We start from the raw sequence: 16,996 nt of genomic DNA on the forward strand, positions 1-16,996 counted from the left end.
GGGGGAGAGCGGAATGTTTCAAAAAGTATTGATTGCCAATCGCGGGGAGATTGCCGTGCGTATTATCCGGGCATGCCGCGAGCTGGGCATTCGTACGGTCGCCGTCTACTCCGAAGCGGATCGTGAAGCGCTTCATGTGAAGCTGGCCGACGAAGCCTACTGTATTGGTCCAAAGGCATCCAAGGAAAGCTATTTGAATATAGCAAACATCATGAGTGTAGCGACCAAGGTCGGGGCAGACGCTATCCATCCTGGATATGGCTTCTTGGCAGAAAACGCCGACTTTGCCGAGATTTGTACCGCCTGCAACATTACCTTTATTGGTCCAGACCCAGAAGCCATCGTGAAGATGGGGGACAAGTCCACAGCGAAGGATACGATGAAAACGGCAGGTGTACCTACTGTACCAGGTACGGAAGGACTGATCGAAGATGTGGCGGACGCTGTAGTCACCGCAAACGAGATTGGCTATCCTGTCATGGTCAAAGCGACAGCGGGTGGCGGCGGACGCGGAATGCGCGTAGCCGTTGACGACGAAGATTTGGAAAAAGCGATCCGTCAGGCGCAAAACGAGGCGAAAACGGCTTTTGGCAATCCAGGGGTTTACTTGGAGAAGTTCGTAGAAGGCCCGCGCCATGTGGAAATTCAAATCATGGCAGACAAGCATGGCAATGCCGTATACCTGGGTGAGCGCGATTGCTCCATCCAACGTCGACACCAAAAGCTGATCGAGGAAGCGCCATCTCCTGCATTGAGTGAAGAACTGCGCCGACAAATGGGTGAAGCTGCTGTTGCGGCGGCAAAAGCCGTTTCCTATCACGGTGCGGGCACTGTCGAATTTTTGCTGGACAAACACGGAAAGTTCTACTTCATGGAAATGAATACGCGTATTCAGGTAGAGCATCCTGTAACCGAGCTGGTGACTGGCTTTGACCTGATCAAGGAGCAACTGACTGTAGCGGCAGGCGAACCATTGTCCTTTACGCAAGAGGATATCCAAATGGATGGCTGGGCTATTGAATGCCGCATTAATGCGGAGAATCCTGCGAAAAACTTCATGCCTTCGCCAGGTCGTATCACGGAATATTTGGCGCCAGGCGGCTTTGGTGTGCGCGTAGACAGTGCAGCGTATGCGGGATATTCCATTCCGCCATATTACGACTCTATGATCGCAAAGCTGATTGTGTGGGGCAAGGATCGCAACGAAGCGATTGACCGTATGAAGCGGGCCTTGGGTGAATTCGTCGTCGAGGGTATTACGACAACGATTCCATTCCATTTGAAGGTATTGGATCACGAAGTATTTGTCAGCGGTAATTTCGATACGAAATTCTTGGAAACCTACGACTTGAACCTGGATGAAGAGTAAGTAGGCTGATTTGTAAAAATACAGTGTGCTTGGTATAATGAATTACAAATTAGAGGGAGGTGCGAAGCATGGAAGAGTTTACTCCAGATTTAGATAGAACAGAACTTGGTAAGGTCCAGATCGCTCCCGAAGTATTGGAAGTGATCGCCGGCATGGCTGCGTCCGAAGTAGAAGGTGTGGCGCAAATGAGCGGCGGTTTCGTAGGTGAAATAGCTGAACGTTTAGGCCGTAAAAATATAGCACGTGGTGTGCGTGTAGAAGTTGGCTCCCGCGAAGCAGCGGTGGATGTTTCGATTATTGTCAAATACGGACATCGCATCCCGGAGGTCGCTCGAAATATTCAAGATAGTGTACGCAATACGATTGAGAGCATGACAGGTCTTTCGGTAGTTGAAGTAAACGTACATATCGTAGATGTTGAGTTGAAAGCTGAAGAAAAAGCACCGGCACCAGTACCGGTTGAAGAACACCAGCGCGTGCGCTAACAAGCAGCGGATGGATGCCCCCTACGAACAGGGGGCATTTTCCTCATTTGAAAACGTGATTTTGTTTAGGCTTTCAGCGTAAATTCATGGAGTTTTCCGGAGCGTGCCGTGTTTGTCTCCTTTTTTCAAACATGGCTGAAAGGAGAGGTGCTTGTGAACTTGTTTGACCGCTTTATCTTGACGATTTATAGCTTTGCGCTCATTGTTTTGTCCTGCATCGCGATAGCAGCGACCAGCGGATTGATCCCTCAAGAATTTTTCCGACCATATGTGGATCAGATGCTGACGGGTACGAACATCACCTATCTCATTGTCGCGATCATTTTCCTCGTAGTCAGCCTTCGCTTCTTTTTCAGTTCTTTCCGCTCTAACAAGCCTAAAGTAGAACGGGGAATCCGTCAGCGCAGTGATTTGGGTGAGGTCAACATTACGATTCAGACGATCCAGACCATTGCAGAGCGTGCAGCCCGCCGAGTGAAAGGAGTGCGCGATATGAAAACGACAGTCAAAGCACTCGAGAGCGGCAATATTATCACCCTGCGTGTTTCGGTAGATGGAGAAACGCCATTACCTGAGCTGACACAGAAGCTACAGGCTGACGTGAAGGAGCAAGTCGAGGGAATTGCTGGTGTTGTCATTTCCGAGGTGGCGATTGTCGTGACGGAAGTAGCTCAGCAGGAAAACTACGCGGCTCGTAAACGGGTGGAATAGAAGGTGAAGTCCATGGTGTGGGAGTTATTGTGGGAACACAAGGGGAAGCTAATGGGGATTTTGGCCGGACTTTTTTTCGGTATCATCTACCTTCTCGTCGGATTTTGGGATACACTGGTTTTTGTTGTGTTTGTCGGGACTGGATATTATATCGGTAGAAAGCTCGACCATAAAGAAGACCTGCGAGAGATACTCGATAAGATCTTGCCAGGCAAGTTTCGGTAACAAATGTTTTGGGGCAAAAGCTCATTTTAATTAGTAGGTGAATGGAATGAAACGAAGAACAGCACGAGAAAAAGTAGTCCAATGTCTTTTCCAAATTGATATGGCAGAGGTTCCGCTAACGGATGCGGTTGCCCTCGTCATGGAGGAATCCGAGGAAAATGCACAGTATTTGCGTTATCTCCTCGATGGAGTATTGAAAAACTTGACTGAGATTGATGCGGAAATTAAGAAGTTTTTGCGTGGATGGCAATTGGAACGCATCGCCAATGTAGATCGCGCTATTCTTCGTCTGGCATTTTACGAGATCATGTTCGAGCAAGACACTCCTGACAAAGTCGTAATGAACGAAGCGATTGAGATTGCTAAGCTCTTTAGCGACGAGCAGTCCCACCGATACATTAACGGTGTGTTGTCGAGCTTCTTGCAATCGCGTGAAACCAAGCAGGCGTAATAGGTAGGAGATACAAGCATGAGTAAGGTAATGTTGGGAATCGACACGAGCAATTACCGGACATCACTGTGCTTGGCTGAGGAAGACGGCCGAATTGTGGCAGAAGCAAAACGCCTTCTGAAAGTAAAGGAGGGCAAGCGCGGACTGCAACAATCCGAAGCCGTCTTTCAGCATGTGATGAACCTGCCGGAATTAAGTGAAGAGATGAAGTGGAAGGATTACGAGATTGCAGCGATTTGCGTGAGCGAGAAGCCGCGTCCGCAAGACGGATCGTATATGCCTGTATTTAAGGTAGGAGAGGGCTTGGCGAAATCGTTGGCGACTTATTTGCGGGTTCCCCTTCACTTGACGACTCATCAAGAGGGACATATCGCGGCGGGGGAATATACCGCTGAGGTGCGTCCGACAGAGGATCGCTTTTTGGCTGTGCATTTGTCTGGAGGCACCAGCGAGTTGTTGTTGTGCGAGCGCCATGCAGCCGGTTATACCATTGAGAAAATCGGTGGGACGATCGATCTGCACGCTGGGCAACTAGTCGATCGGATTGGTGTGGCACTCGGTCTGTCCTTTCCTGCCGGTCCCGCGTTGGAGCAGTTAGCCAAGGACTCAACAGGTACGTTTCGGATTTCTTCGGCAGTTGAAGGGCTTTCCTTTAGTTTTTCTGGTCCAGAAGCATCGCTTTTGCGTGAGGTGGAAAAGGGGAGTACGAGCCCTGCTGAGATTGCACGGGCGACAGAGCAATGTATTGCCAATACACTAGAAAAGTCCTTACGCCATGCAGTAGAGCAAGGCTACCCGAAGGACATCTTGATTGTTGGAGGAGTAGCTGCTAATTATTACATTCGTGAGCGGCTAATCAAACGTCTGGAACACCCTGCTGTGAAGGCGAAGCTGTACTTCTGTGACCCCGTTTACTCCGGTGATAATGCCTATGGAGTCGCTATGCTGGGGTGGATGAAGCAAAAGACGAACATTAAATAAATGCGAACTTTTTATAATTCGGCTTTACAGCTGAGGGGGAAATCGGTACACTTAACGTATCGACGTTGATAAAGGAGGCATTTTCTCCATGGCTGCAACCATTCTCCAGGGAAAAGAAGTAGCACAGAGTATTCGGGCCGAATTGGCGAACGAAGTAGCTGAATTGAAAAAGCAAGGGATCGTACCAGGATTAACCGTTGTTATTGTGGGAGACGACCCGGCTTCTCACTCCTATGTGCGTGGTAAAGCAAAAGGCTGCGAGGAAGTCGGTATTTCATCCGAGATCATCATGAAGGACGCTGACATCACAGAGGAAGAGTTGTTGGTTATCATTCAACAGTTGAACGAAAATCCGAACGTTAATGGGATTTTGGTTCAGCTTCCTCTTCCTGCTCATATTTCAGAACATGCGGTAATCGAAGCCATTGCTCCTGAAAAAGATGTGGACGGCTTCCATCCGATTAGCGTAGGAAACATGGTATTGGGAAATGATACGATGCTCCCTTGCACGCCGCACGGAATTATTGAATTGATCAAGCGCACAGGAACCCCAATGGCAGGCAAACATGCCGTGGTGATCGGACGCAGCAACATCGTTGGGAAGCCGGTCTCATTGCTACTGCAACAGGAAAATGCTACGGTAACCATGTGTCATTCTCGCACGCAAAATCTCGAGGAATTCACGCAAAAGGCAGACATCCTCGTCGTTGCAACTGGTAGGGCTCATATGATCGGCAAGGAGTATGTCAAACCGGGCGCTGTCGTCATTGACGTTGGTGTGAACCGCATCGAAACGGGTAAGCTGGTTGGAGATGTCAAGTTCGACGAGGTCAAAGAAGTGGCTAGCTTTTTAACCCCGGTTCCAGGCGGTGTTGGCCCGATGACGATTACCATGCTGTTGAAAAATACCGTTGCGGCAGCGAAAAAGCAAGCAAAACAATAGAAGAAAATCGGCAATTTATTATAGAATGGATAAGGCATAAGCTTTATCCATTCTTTTGCATAGTCCTTGTTACATGCACGGCAAAGCCAAGTTGTTTGTAAAGGAGGGGCCGCATGGCATTACAAGATATCTTATCTGTCAGTGATCTCAATCGTTATATTAAGCTGGTGCTGGAAAAGGAACCCTACCTGCAAGATATATGGGTGAGAGGAGAAATCTCCAATTTTACCCACCATTCCAGTGGTCATATGTATTTCACGCTAAAGGACAAGCAGTCACGCATCAAAGTCGTCATGTTTGCGAGTCATAACCGCTTCCTGCGTTTCTTGCCCAAAGATGGAGCAAAAGCGATTGTACGCGGGTCTATTTCTGCATACGAACGAGATGGCGCGTATCAGTTGTACGCCAAAGAGATGCAGCCAGATGGTCTCGGCTCGCTTTATTTAGCATTCGAGCAGCTAAAAGAAAAATTGGCTCAAGAAGGACTGTTTGCAGCAGAGAGGAAGCGGTTGCTCCCGCGTTTTCCCAAACGTGTCGGTGTCGTCACTTCTCCCACAGGAGCAGCCATACGAGATATTTGCACGACGATTCGCAGACGGTATCCGCAAGCAGAGATCGTACTTTCACCAGCCGTTGTCCAAGGTGCGGATGCACCTGCATCGATTGTCTCCGCTATTCGGATTATAAACGATCAGCCTGACATTGATGTTCTCATTGTAGGGCGCGGTGGAGGTTCCATTGAGGAGCTGTGGGCGTTTAACGATGAAAACGTAGCGAGGGCAATAGCTGCATCACTCATCCCTGTCATCTCTGCTGTTGGGCACGAGACGGATGTGACGATCGCCGATTTCGTAGCAGATGTCCGGGCAGCTACGCCGACAGCCGCAGCTGAATTGGCTGTACCGCATTATTTGGAATGGGTCGAGAGAGTGCGGCAGCTCGAAATACGGATGCATCGAGCAGTGCGTGGGACCATGACTGAGCAGAGAAACCGTTTGACACGCTTGAGCAATTCGTATGCGATGCGCCAACCGGAGCGGAGGCTGGAGGAAGCCGCAGAACGATTGGATCGGGCAGATTTGCGAATGCGTCAATCCATGAAGCATTTGCTGGAAAGAAGACGCGAGCGCTATACGCGATTAGACGAACAAATCAAGCGCTATCGCCTCGCCGATCAAATCGGGGATAAAAGAAAAAATCTGTCTAAACTCCGTGCCACCTTGGACGAACGAATGCTGGGGCGTCTCAACCAAAAAAGAATGGCATTCGCAGCTCGCATAGCTACGTTGGAAGCATTGAGTCCGCTGAAGGTCATGCAACGTGGATTCTCACTCGTATACACCAATGACAGGCTCGTAAAATCAGTGGAACAGTTTGCTCCTGGCGACGAGATCATGGTACGATTAAGTGATGGCAGTGCGACTGCGCGTGTGGAAAAAGTGAACCGGGAGGAGGAGAAGAAGAGTGGCTCGCAAGAAAACAGAACAAGAGACTGATATGCAGTTTGAAGACGCAATGAAGCGTCTGGAAGAAGTCGTCAATCGACTCGAGGAAGGAGATATTCCCCTCGAAGAAGCGATTACGTTATATCAGGAAGGGGTAGCTCTTTCCAGAATTTGTGGTCAAAAGCTGGATGCAATCGAAGCGAAGATTACCCAGTTGGTAGAAGAAGACGGACAGGTAAAGCAGAAGGCTTTTCGCGTGGAAGGAGAATCATGATCGGCGTGCATACATTCGAGAGTTATTTGGTGGAAAAGACCGCCTATATAGAACAAAGACTCCTGCCAGCCCTTGAGCAGCAAGGAGTTCCGGAAAACTTGTACGAATCCATGAAGTATTCGCTCATGGCAGGCGGAAAAAGGTTACGTCCCATGCTGGTGTTGGCGGTCCTCGAAGCACTGGACAAGCCGCTTGAACGGGGTGTGGCATTTGCGGCTGCCTTGGAAATGATACATACGTACTCCTTGATTCACGATGACCTCCCTGCGATGGACGACGATGATCTTCGTCGCGGAAAACCGACCAATCACAAAGTATTCGGTGAAGCAACAGCCATTCTCGCAGGAGATGCCTTGCTGACGAGAGCGTTCGCATACATTGCAGAAGCTTACATGGATCGAGCGGATGTTTCAGCGGCTACTACGGTGAAACTGATTGCGGAGCTAGGAAAACGTGCGGGAGCAACTGGCATGGTCGGCGGACAGATGGCTGATATCGAAGGGGAGAGCAAGCGCCTGAACCTGGATCAGCTCGAATTTATCCATCGTCACAAAACGGGTGATCTCTTGATCGCAGCCTTGCGCGGGGGAGGCTACCTCGCAGAAGCATCCGAAGGACAAATGGAAGCATTGACACGTTATGGTGTTTGCATTGGTCTTGCTTTTCAAATTCAGGATGACATCTTGAATGTGGAAGGGGATGCCCAAGAGCTGGGGAAAGCAGTTGGCAGTGATGCGGATCGGGAAAAGGCGACGTACCCATCGCTTCTTGGTCTAGCCGAATCGAAGGCGCGTCTTGACGAATTGATTGCGGAGGCAAAAGCAGCGCTTGCCGATGCGGGAATCGAGAATTCTGCACTCAGCCCTTTGGCCGACTATGTACGTGATCGCAATAAATAAGTGAAAGCTGGCAACCCATACGGGAAATGCCAGCTTTTTTGTATACTACTTATTACAAGCTTTTATCGTCAATGCTGTTTAAAAATTGCTCAATCTCGCCAATCACCGATGGTATACAGTCTTCCTCAAATGGTGAATACAGCTTCGCCACTTGTACCAGCTCGAGGAACGATTTGCTTCCGCCTTCGCGGCAAAGCGTCAAATAATCCTCCCAAGCTTGCTTCGGCTCAGATTGAGACCTTTTCCAAAATTGGAACGCGCAAATCTGGGCCAGTGTGTAGTCGATGTAATAGAAGGGGCTTTGAAAAATATGCGTTTGCTGCTGCCAGAACCCGCCCTCCTCCAGATACTCATTCTGTGCGTAATTGCGATGCGGGAGATACTTGCACTCAATTTGACGCCATGCACGTTTACGCTCTGCCGGGGTCATATCTGGGTTCTCGTAGACAACATGCTGGAACTCATCAACAGACACGCCGTACGGAATGAACAGGAGTCCACTGCTCAGATGAGAGAATTTGTATTTGTCGGTATCTTCCTTGAAAAAATGCTCCATCCATGGCCACGTCAAAAACTCCATGCTCATCGAATGTATTTCACACGCCTCGTAGGTTGGGAAATGATATTCAGGAACTTCAAAATCTCTACTTACATACACCTGAAACGCATGTCCTGCCTCGTGGGTAAGTACGTCGATATCACCAGAGGTACCGTTAAAATTCGCAAAAATAAATGGGAGCCTGTACTGGCTGATGTATTCACAGTAGCCGCCAGTAGCCTTTCCTTTTTTGCTCAATAGATCTAAACAGTCATTGTCCAGCATGAAGTTGTAAAATTCGTCTGTTTCAGGTGACAACTCGGCATACATCTTTTTCCCGTTTTCAACAATCCACTCTGGCGGGCCTTTCGGGCTTGGATTTCCTGTAGCGAAATCAAAGGAAAGATCGTAATACTCAAGTGTATCGACACCAATGCGTTGGCGCTGACGTTCGACCAGCTTTGACGCTACTGGAACGATGTGCTCCAGCACTTGTTGGCGGAAACTGGCTACCATTTCTGCGTTGTAATCAGAACGGTTCATACGTGCATAGCCTAGCTCCACAAAGCTATTGAAGCCGAGTTTTTTGGCAATGCGTGTGCGTACCTTGACGAGAGTATCGTAAATGCGATCAAATTCATCCGTATGTTGCTGCATATACGCATACTTCGCTTCATTGGCACGTTTGCGCATGTCTCTATCTTTCGCAATTGTAAAAGGAACCATCTCTGAAAGGTTACGCTCTTCTCCTTCAAACATGATCTTGGCAGAAGCTTTCAGTGCGACATATTGACTGGCCAAACGGTTTTCTTCCTGCAAATCAGTGATAACTTCCGGAGAAAATGTACGGAGTGTGCTCTCCGCGATGCGAAACAGCTGTGCGCCCCATTTTTCTTCCAGGTCAGCGCGGAAGGGAGAATCGACGATCGCCTGATAGTAGCGGGAAACGATTCCGGTATACAAAGGCGTTGCTTCATCCCAATAGTCCTGCTCTGCTTTGTAGAAGGGATCTTCTGTATTGATCGTGTGGCGGATTTGTGCGACATTCCGCGCAGATTCCACTTCTTGTCGCAGTTTGTTCAATTGAGCCATGATCGTATCTTGCTCGGAGAAGCTTGTAGCCTGTTGAAACGCTTCCAATAATTGCGTGAATTGTCCTTCAACTTTATCCATTTCCATGCGCTCATACTGAATTTGTGAGAACTTCACGGACGTCCACCTCTTTTGTTCGGAGTATGTATTCAAAATCATCTTACCAGAAAATGCAAGATATCGCCCTCATATTCGTCTATGTTGATGAAAAGTGGTGTTTTTATTAAGAAACCGTTATAATGAATCAAGCTGAAAATAAGCGGAATCGGCTATAGCAATAAGGAAAGCCGGGTTTTCTAGCGGCTTGATTGATATGCAGCATGCACAATCGCCGGAGAACGAACAGTGGAAAGTGAGGAATACCAATGCTGCTTACTACTATAAATGATCCTCAAGACTTGAAAAAGTGCACGCAACCGCAGCTACATACATTAGCATCCGAGATCCGTCAGTTTCTGATCGAAACGCTCTCGAAAACAGGCGGTCATCTCGCGCCGAATCTGGGAGTTGTCGAGCTGACGCTAGCGCTGCACTATGTTTTTGACAGTCCCAAGGACAAGCTGATCTGGGATGTCGGACATCAGGCATACGTACATAAAATGCTGACAGGCCGCCGAGAGATGTTTCCGACCTTGCGTCAGTACAAAGGTCTGTGTGGATTCCCAAAAATGGTGGAAAGCCCGCATGACGTCTGGGAAACCGGACATAGCAGTACGTCGTTGTCTGCTGCAATGGGGATGGCGACTGCGCGGGATTTGAAAAAAGAAAAGAATCATGTCGTTGCTGTGATCGGAGATGGTGCGCTGACAGGCGGGATGGCTCTGGAGGCCTTGAACCACATCGGTCATGAGCGTAAGAATGTCATCGTTGTGTTAAATGATAACGAAATGTCCATCGCGCCAAATGTTGGGGCCTTGCACAACTACTTGGGGAAAATTCGCTCGACGGAGAACTATCAATGGGCGAAGGATGAAGTCGAAGGATTGTTGAAATCCATTCCGGCTGTAGGGGGCAAATTGGCTCATATGGCTGAACGCTTCAAAGACAGCATGAAGTATTTGCTCGTATCTGGCGTTCTCTTCGAGGAGCTAGGCTTTACGTATATTGGCCCAATCGACGGACATAACATGGAGCTGTTGCTCGATACTTTGAAGACAGCCAAACATACAAAAGGCCCTGTTTTGATTCATGCCATCACGAAAAAAGGATTAGGCTATGCGCCTGCTGAAGCTGACTCAGTCAAGTGGCATGGTATCGGGACGTATAAAATCGAGTCAGGTGATACACCGAAATCTGCACCAACGTATACGTCTGTTTTTGCAGATACGATGATGAAGCTCGCAGATGAAGACAATTCGATCGTGGCTGTTACCCCTGCGATGCCAGCGGGCTCAGGCTTGATCCCATTTGGACAGAAGTACCCTGACAGACTTTTTGACGTTGGGATTGCAGAGCAGCACGCATGTACATTTGCGGCAGGATTAGCTACACAAGGCTTGAAGCCGGTCTTTGCGATTTATTCGACCTTTTTGCAAAGAGCCTATGATCAGTTGATCCACGATGTCGCACGCCAAAAGCTGAATGTGATTTTCGCCGTTGACCGTGCTGGGCTCGTCGGAGCAGACGGGGAGACACACCAAGGTATGTACGATGTGGCATTCATGCGCATCATTCCGAATATGGTCATTATGGCACCGAAAGATGAAAATGAACTGCGTCACATGATGAAGACAGCAGTGGAATATAAAGAAGGTCCAATCTCTTATCGTTATCCGCGATTGCCGATTCGTGGCGTCAAAATGGATGACGAACTGCAAGTACTGCCAATCGGAAAAGCGGAGATCGTACGCGAAGGCAAACACGTGGCGATCCTCTCGTTCGGTCACGTATTCGAAATAGCTGAGGCGGCTGTGAACCAGCTTCAAGAAGAAGGCATCAAGCCGATGTTGGTCAATGCACGTTTTTGCAAGCCTTTGGACGAAGAGCTTTTGTTCCGTCTGGCAAAAGAAGGCTATGACATCGTTACGGTCGAAGAGGGCAGTGAAATGGGCGGATTCGGCAGCGCTGTCATTGAATGCTACAATCGTGCAGGCTATCACGGCATGAATGTACAGGTTGTCGCGGTACCTGATTATTTTGTTGAGCATGGAAGTGTGAAAGAACAGCGGCAAGAGGTAGGACTCACAGCTGATCATATCGCTGCACGTGTCCGATCCTTGATGCCCATTTCGAAGGGCGTAGTGGAAGCATGAGTGTAAGAAAAGAACGGGTTGATGTTCTCTTGGTCGAAAGAGGCCATTATGAGACCAGAGAAAAAGCAAAAGCAGCCGTAATGGCAGGTCTTGTGCAAGTAGCTGGCGAGCGCTGTGACAAGCCAGGAACCAAATTTGCCGAGGATGTTGCAATTACGGTGAAGGGCGAGGTACATCCGTATGTGAGTCGGGGTGGCCTTAAGCTGGAAAAGGCATTGCGTGTCTTTGAAATCGACATGAAGGATCGTGTCATGATGGACATCGGGGCCTCCACGGGCGGATTTACGGACTGTGCGCTGCAAAACGGTGCGCGACTTGTATATGCTATTGATGTCGGGTACGGACAGCTTGCGTGGAGCTTGCGACAGGATGAGCGAGTGGTTGTCATGGAACGGACGAATTTCCGTCATATGGACCCGGAAGCTTTTGAACATGAACGCCCAAACGCGGCATCGATTGACGTATCGTTTATTTCGCTGCGATTGATTTTGCCGGTGTTGTATCGCTTTCTGAAGGATGGCGGAGACGTCGTTGCGCTGGTCAAGCCTCAATTTGAAGCCGGCAAGGATAGAGTCGGAAAGAATGGAATCGTCCGTGATCCAGAAGTACACGAGAGCGTGCTGACTGACATCGGTCAATTTGCCAGCGGATTGGGTTTCGCTCTAAAGGGTTTGGACTACTCTCCAATTACTGGGGGAGAAGGTAACATTGAATTTGTTATGCATGTCCAGAAAAGTGAAGGCGGCATGGATTCGGAAGCTTGGTTGCAATGCGTAACAGAGGTAGTTGCGTCTGCTCATGCGAATTTGAAATAGGATAAAAACCAAAGCCTCGGGAGTTTTGTCACAATCGAGGCTTTTTATTTATGCATGTGAAGTTGTATACTTGTATATGAGGTTGTTCAAGAAGGATTTCCAACCAACCAGTTTTGGGGTGGACCACGTGAAGAAAATTGGAATCATAGCGAACAAAGGAAAGCCCGAAGCACGTATCGTTGCACGGGAACTGTTGTATTTACTTGAAGACAGAGGGGCGCAGGTATTCCTGGATGAACATGTCGCATCAGATGTAGGGCATCCAGAACTGGGCGCATCTGTAGAAGAGATGGGGATGCAGGCGGATCTGGTTTGTGTATTAGGGGGCGATGGCACGCTACTCAGAATTGCTCGCCAGCTTGCGGGTCACTCTATCCCGATCTTTGGAATTAATTTAGGCACACTGGGCTTTTTGTCGGAAGCGGAACCGGAGCATCTGCCTCAAGCTGTAGATAATCTCCTTTCTGGAAAGTACGACATTGAAAAGAGAGCGATGCTGGAAGCTTGTTTAGTGCGAAAAGGGACCGTGCTGGGGACATACACGGCCATGAATGATATTGGGATTGCAAAAGGGTCATTTTGCCGGATCATTCAATGTGCCGTCTTTCTGGATGATGAGTACGTCGCGACGTTCAGCGGGGATGGTGTCATTGTTTCTACGCCAACAGGATCAACAGCATACTCACTCTCTGCAGGCGGTCCCATAGTGGCTCCGAATGTGGACATGCTATTACTGACGCCAGTGGCTCCTCATTCCTTGACAGCTCGGCCTATGGTACTGTCAGGCAATCAGACAATCCGGGTTGAAGTGGATGCCATTCATCAAGAGATGGGACTGTCTATTGACGGTCAGTTTGGTTATCGACTCGAGGGCGGCGATCAGATTTACATTAAAAAGTCACCATGTGTTACCCCGCTGATCAAGTGGAAAAAAGGTGGCTTTTTCGAAGCAATACGAACGAAATTACAAGGGGAATGGGAGTAATCCATATGAACAAAGGGCAACGACATATTCGTATTCGGGATATCATCAGCAATCAAGAGGTGGAAACACAGGATGAGCTGGTGGACCGCTTGCGGACTGCTGGCTTTAACGTGACGCAAGCAACTGTATCCCGAGACATCAAGGAACTACACTTGGTAAAAGTGCCGCTCCCGGATGGACGATATAAGTATTCAATGCCTGCTGAACAAAAATTCAATCCACTGCAAAAGCTAAAACGCATGCTCGTGGATTCCTTTATTAGCATTGACCAAGCTGATCATTTTATTGTACTGAAGACACTTTCAGGACATGCGAATGCGGTAGCCGAACTGATTGACAACCTTCCATGGGAAGAAATCATGGGGACAATCAGTGGCGACAACACCATCCTGATTATTTGCCGTTCCAAAGAAAATACCAACGAAGTGACGAAACGCTTAATGGAAATGTTGTAGAAGGTGGTCGCTTGCGATGCTAGTGGAACTCTCGATCCGAAATTTTGCCATCATCAAATCAGTGACGGTCTCTTTCCAAAAAGGCTTAAACATCCTGACAGGGGAGACTGGTGCCGGTAAATCCATCATTATCGATGCACTAGGATTATTGTTAGGAGGCCGGGCTTCGGCTGATTTTGTCCGTTACGGTGAGCCTCGTGCAGAAGTGGAAGGACTATTTGAATTGCCGCCTGGTCATCCTGGACTTGCCGTTTGTAAAAATGTCGGCGTTCAGATTGAGCAAGACGGAATGCTTGTTGTACGACGAGATATATCGAATCAAGGGAAGAGTATTATTCGAATCAATGGCCAGCTCGTTACTCTCGCTATGCTGCGTGAGTTGGGGCCATGGCTGGTTACGGTGCATGGACAACACGATACGCATATGCTGATGCAGTCAGACAAGCATATTAATTGGCTCGATGCATATGGGGAAAGTGCGTTAGGAGCTGCGAAGCAAGAGTACGGCACCCTGTATGGGGCTTACCGCAAAACAAAGCAAGATCTGGAGCGTATGGCACGAAATGATCGGGAGCTCGTACAGCGTATGGATCTATTGCAATATCAGCTCGATGAAATTGAGGCGGCAACCCTCACGCCTGGTGAAGACGAGAAGCTCATGCAGCAACGGAAAAAGTGGATGAACATTGAAAAAGTTTATTCAACGATTCAAGATGCATACCGCGCTTTACATGGTGACCAAAAGGGCATGGATTGGTTAGGACATGCGATGGGAGAGCTCGAGCGTGGTGTGAACTACGAAGAACAGCTCGTTCCGATTTTGGAGATGGTCCAATCGGCATACTATCAGATAGAAGATGTGGTACATAACCTTCGCCAATTGTCGTACCAAATGGATTTTGAACCAGAGCAGTTGGCGGAAGTAGAACGTCGTCTTGATCAAATCCAGTCGTTAAAGCGCAAGTATGGCAAAAGTGTAGACGATATTTTGGAATACGCTGCCACGATTCAGGATGAATTGGATGACATGCATCACTACGAAGACCGCCTCCAGCAGGTGGAAAAGCAATTGCAGGAGCTTGCAGCCGATTTGGCAGTGGAGGCATTGGAGTTGTCGGTCATTCGTTCCGAATGTGCAGGAAAACTCGCACAAGAAATCGAGCAGCAGCTAAAAGAACTGCACATGGAGCGTGCTCGTTTTGCCATCGACGTTAGACAGACGCCGGATGATGACGGAGTAGAAATTGACGGAATCAAGCGCTTTGTAGATGCGAACGGCATGGATCAGATCGAGTTTTTAATCTCACCTAACCCTGGTGAGCCATTGCGTCCGTTGGCGAAGATTGCTTCCGGCGGGGAGCTGTCACGCGTCATGCTCGCCATTAAAACGATTTTGGCGGGCACTGATCAAGTGGAGACCCTTATTTTTGATGAAGTCGACACGGGTGTAAGCGGAAGAGCGGCTCAAGCGATAGCAGAAAAGCTCGCCCGGGTCGCTGGGCAGCGTCAGGTCCTGTGTATTACGCACTTGCCACAGGTCGCATCCATGGCAGATGCGCATTTTCTGATCAAAAAGGAAATGAGCGAGAACGAAACAGAGACACGGGTCAATCGTTTGTCTGATGATGAACGGGTATCCGAGCTGGCTCGCATGCTAAGTGGGGCAGAGGTAACAGCGAAAACAGAAGAACATGCGCGCGAGATGATCCTTCTCGGCCGTGAAAGAAAGACTGTCAGCTAATTTGGCTGGCAGTCTTTTTTTGTTGATCAGTGCAACGATGGTCTCGTCAAGGGTGGTGCAGCCTGGGTTTCTAATGTTCAGAGTGGGTTATTTTCCTGACATAATCCGCTTGGCTGGTGGCAACATTAAAGGTACACAAGGTGGAGGTGTCCCTCATGACCGCTTGCGGTCAAACAAAACGGACTTAACCGTTTTGTTTTGTAGGTGTAGGTAGGGAACGGTAGGAGTGATTACTGGTGATCCGACAAAACAAAAGAAAATGGATGGGAAGTCTCCTTCTCCTCATCACGGCGCTTGTCGTGAGTTCCACCCCGTTCCGCGATCTGTCCTCCTTTCCCCGTGAATTGCGTTTGATGGAAGGGTCCCTCGAACAACTGCGGGTCTCTGTGCCGGTAATGGGCACGCTAATCAATAGCAATCCTGATATTTTGCACGTTAACGGGACAGAGGCGCGAGAGGTATCCGTTGATTTGAGCAGGCCTATGTCCGTTGAACCGCGTAGGGCTGGGGAAGCCCAATTGCAGGTGAAGTGGCATAACATTCCGCTGACTGCTGTAAAAGTAAATGTATTGCCAGATCTGCGGTTGTACCCTGGTGGACAGTCAATCGGGGTGAAGCTGCAAACAGCGGGTGTTTTGGTTGTCGGTCATCATTTAGTTGACGATGGTAAAAACAAGTTTTCTCCAGGTGAACAGGCAGGTATACACGTCGGTGACATGATTATCAAAATGAACGACATGTACATCAATGACATGAACGACGTAAAGAAATTGATTAACGAAACAGGGAAAAAGAATCATGCCGTTCAATTGCTTGTCGTTCGTGGCAAGGAAAAGCTTTCGCTCACTTTGCACCCGGCGAAAGACAAAAAAGACAGTGAGTACCGTATGGGTCTCTATATTCGGGATTCAGCGGCAGGAGTAGGGACACTGACCTTTTTTGATCCGAATTCCAAAGCGTACGGGGCATTAGGGCACGTCATTTCCGACGTTGATACTGGTCAAGCCATTGTCGTAGGAGATGGCCAGATCGTGCAAGCAAGCGTCACATCGATTGAAAAAGGACAAAGTGGCAACCCAGGGGAGAAATTTGCGCGTTTCTACAATGAAAGTGAAGTTCTCGGAAATATAACCAAAAACACTCCTTTTGGCATTTTCGGTAAAATGAAGGACGAGCCCAAACGCAGCTATTATCAGACGCCGTTGCCAATCGCTCTTGCGGAGCAGGTAGAGGAAGGGCCAGCCAAAATTCTTACTGTCGTAGAAGGTCAGAAGGTAGAAGAGTTCGATATTGAGATCGCAAACGTGGTCAAGCAGCATTTTCCTGCAACCAAAG

17 protein-coding genes are annotated in these 16,996 nt (G+C 48.7%); 16 read left to right on the forward strand and 1 reads right to left on the reverse strand.

What is annotated here, in order from left to right:
• Positions 1-13: 13 nt before the first annotated feature.
• The 10 genes from accC to HP568_RS05635 all read left to right on the forward strand — a co-directional run bounded on the left by accC (position 14) and on the right by HP568_RS05635 (position 7,783).
• Entirely contained in the window at positions 14-1,369 is a 1,356-nt protein-coding gene (gene accC, locus HP568_RS05590) for an acetyl-CoA carboxylase biotin carboxylase subunit (protein WP_173628556.1), read from the forward strand.
• Between the two features lie 68 nt (positions 1,370-1,437).
• Entirely contained in the window at positions 1,438-1,854 is a 417-nt protein-coding gene (locus HP568_RS05595) for an Asp23/Gls24 family envelope stress response protein (protein ID WP_007725712.1), read from the forward strand.
• Positions 1,855-2,007: 153 nt separating this feature from the next.
• Positions 2,008-2,565, forward strand: a complete 558-nt coding sequence (gene amaP, locus HP568_RS05600; RefSeq protein WP_048035786.1) for an alkaline shock response membrane anchor protein AmaP — start codon at positions 2,008-2,010, stop codon at positions 2,563-2,565.
• Positions 2,566-2,577: 12 nt separating this feature from the next.
• Positions 2,578-2,790, forward strand: coding sequence for a DUF2273 domain-containing protein (locus HP568_RS05605; protein WP_048032535.1), 213 nt, complete (start codon positions 2,578-2,580; stop codon positions 2,788-2,790).
• 46 nt (positions 2,791-2,836) lie between these two features.
• Entirely contained in the window at positions 2,837-3,241 is a 405-nt protein-coding gene (gene nusB / locus HP568_RS05610; protein ID WP_048032536.1) for a transcription antitermination factor NusB, read from the forward strand.
• An 18-nt stretch (positions 3,242-3,259) separates the two neighbouring features.
• On the forward strand, positions 3,260-4,222 hold the full coding sequence (locus HP568_RS05615; RefSeq protein ID WP_048032537.1) for a tRNA (adenosine(37)-N6)-threonylcarbamoyltransferase complex transferase subunit TsaD: 963 nt from the start codon (positions 3,260-3,262) through the stop codon (positions 4,220-4,222).
• An 88-nt stretch (positions 4,223-4,310) separates the two neighbouring features.
• Positions 4,311-5,165 (forward strand): bifunctional methylenetetrahydrofolate dehydrogenase/methenyltetrahydrofolate cyclohydrolase FolD, encoded by an 855-nt coding sequence (gene folD / locus HP568_RS05620; RefSeq protein ID WP_048032538.1) that lies wholly within the window; start codon positions 4,311-4,313, stop codon positions 5,163-5,165.
• A 113-nt stretch (positions 5,166-5,278) separates the two neighbouring features.
• The gene (xseA, locus tag HP568_RS05625; protein WP_173628557.1) at positions 5,279-6,661 is read left to right on the forward strand and encodes an exodeoxyribonuclease VII large subunit; all 1,383 of its coding nucleotides are present in this window, start codon (positions 5,279-5,281) and stop codon (positions 6,659-6,661) included.
• Positions 6,630-6,884, forward strand: a complete 255-nt coding sequence (gene xseB / locus HP568_RS05630; RefSeq protein WP_173628558.1) for an exodeoxyribonuclease VII small subunit — start codon at positions 6,630-6,632, stop codon at positions 6,882-6,884. Before xseA ends, xseB begins: the two co-directional genes overlap by 32 nt.
• Positions 6,881-7,783, forward strand: a complete 903-nt coding sequence (locus tag HP568_RS05635) for a polyprenyl synthetase family protein (RefSeq protein ID WP_048032541.1) — start codon at positions 6,881-6,883, stop codon at positions 7,781-7,783. The genes xseB and HP568_RS05635 overlap by 4 nt, the downstream gene beginning before the upstream one ends.
• A gap of 52 nt (positions 7,784-7,835) precedes the next feature.
• Here the strand turns inward: HP568_RS05635 and HP568_RS05640 are convergent, their stop codons facing one another.
• Positions 7,836-9,530, reverse strand: a complete 1,695-nt coding sequence (locus HP568_RS05640; protein WP_173628559.1) for a M3 family oligoendopeptidase — start codon at positions 9,528-9,530, stop codon at positions 7,836-7,838.
• 248 nt (positions 9,531-9,778) lie between these two features.
• Between HP568_RS05640 and dxs the strand changes: the two genes are divergently transcribed.
• The 6 genes from dxs to spoIVB all read left to right on the forward strand — a co-directional run.
• On the forward strand, positions 9,779-11,665 hold the full coding sequence (dxs, locus tag HP568_RS05645; RefSeq protein WP_048032543.1) for a 1-deoxy-D-xylulose-5-phosphate synthase: 1,887 nt from the start codon (positions 9,779-9,781) through the stop codon (positions 11,663-11,665).
• Complete coding sequence (locus HP568_RS05650) at positions 11,662-12,480, forward strand: TlyA family RNA methyltransferase (protein ID WP_048032544.1); 819 nt, start codon at positions 11,662-11,664, stop codon at positions 12,478-12,480. Before dxs ends, HP568_RS05650 begins: the two co-directional genes overlap by 4 nt.
• Before the next feature lie 127 nt (positions 12,481-12,607).
• Positions 12,608-13,465 carry an NAD(+)/NADH kinase gene (locus tag HP568_RS05655; RefSeq protein WP_048032545.1) on the forward strand — a complete coding sequence of 286 codons (858 nt, stop codon included), beginning with the start codon at positions 12,608-12,610 and terminating at the stop codon, positions 13,463-13,465.
• A 5-nt stretch (positions 13,466-13,470) separates the two neighbouring features.
• Positions 13,471-13,920, forward strand: a complete 450-nt coding sequence (gene ahrC / locus HP568_RS05660; protein WP_007720787.1) for a transcriptional regulator AhrC/ArgR — start codon at positions 13,471-13,473, stop codon at positions 13,918-13,920.
• A gap of 16 nt (positions 13,921-13,936) precedes the next feature.
• On the forward strand, positions 13,937-15,661 hold the full coding sequence (gene recN / locus HP568_RS05665) for a DNA repair protein RecN (protein ID WP_048032546.1): 1,725 nt from the start codon (positions 13,937-13,939) through the stop codon (positions 15,659-15,661).
• Between the two features lie 236 nt (positions 15,662-15,897).
• Positions 15,898-16,996 (forward strand): SpoIVB peptidase (gene spoIVB, locus HP568_RS05670; protein WP_173628560.1); only part of this gene is annotated, 1,099 nt, incomplete at its 3' end.

This window comes from Brevibacillus sp. MS2.2 (genome assembly GCF_013284345.1).
GTDB classification, from domain to species: Bacteria; Bacillota; Bacilli; order Brevibacillales; family Brevibacillaceae; genus Brevibacillus; species Brevibacillus brevis_C.

Bases quoted from the DNA above. Each gene is read 5' to 3' on its own strand.
- accC (WP_173628556.1), top strand. From the start codon at position 14: ATGTTTCAAAAAGTATTGATTGCCAATCGCGGGGAGATTGCCGTGCGT.
- HP568_RS05595 (WP_007725712.1), top strand. From the start codon at position 1,438: ATGGAAGAGTTTACTCCAGATTTAGATAGAACAGAACTTGGTAAGGTC.
- HP568_RS05605 (WP_048032535.1), top strand. From the start codon at position 2,578: ATGGTGTGGGAGTTATTGTGGGAACACAAGGGGAAGCTAATGGGGATT.
- nusB (WP_048032536.1), top strand. From the start codon at position 2,837: ATGAAACGAAGAACAGCACGAGAAAAAGTAGTCCAATGTCTTTTCCAA.
- HP568_RS05615 (WP_048032537.1), top strand. From the start codon at position 3,260: ATGAGTAAGGTAATGTTGGGAATCGACACGAGCAATTACCGGACATCA.
- folD (WP_048032538.1), top strand. From the start codon at position 4,311: ATGGCTGCAACCATTCTCCAGGGAAAAGAAGTAGCACAGAGTATTCGG.
- xseA (WP_173628557.1), top strand. From the start codon at position 5,279: ATGGCATTACAAGATATCTTATCTGTCAGTGATCTCAATCGTTATATT.
- HP568_RS05635 (WP_048032541.1), top strand. From the start codon at position 6,881: ATGATCGGCGTGCATACATTCGAGAGTTATTTGGTGGAAAAGACCGCC.
- dxs (WP_048032543.1), top strand. From the start codon at position 9,779: ATGCTGCTTACTACTATAAATGATCCTCAAGACTTGAAAAAGTGCACG.
- HP568_RS05650 (WP_048032544.1), top strand. From the start codon at position 11,662: ATGAGTGTAAGAAAAGAACGGGTTGATGTTCTCTTGGTCGAAAGAGGC.
- ahrC (WP_007720787.1), top strand. From the start codon at position 13,471: ATGAACAAAGGGCAACGACATATTCGTATTCGGGATATCATCAGCAAT.
- recN (WP_048032546.1), top strand. From the start codon at position 13,937: ATGCTAGTGGAACTCTCGATCCGAAATTTTGCCATCATCAAATCAGTG.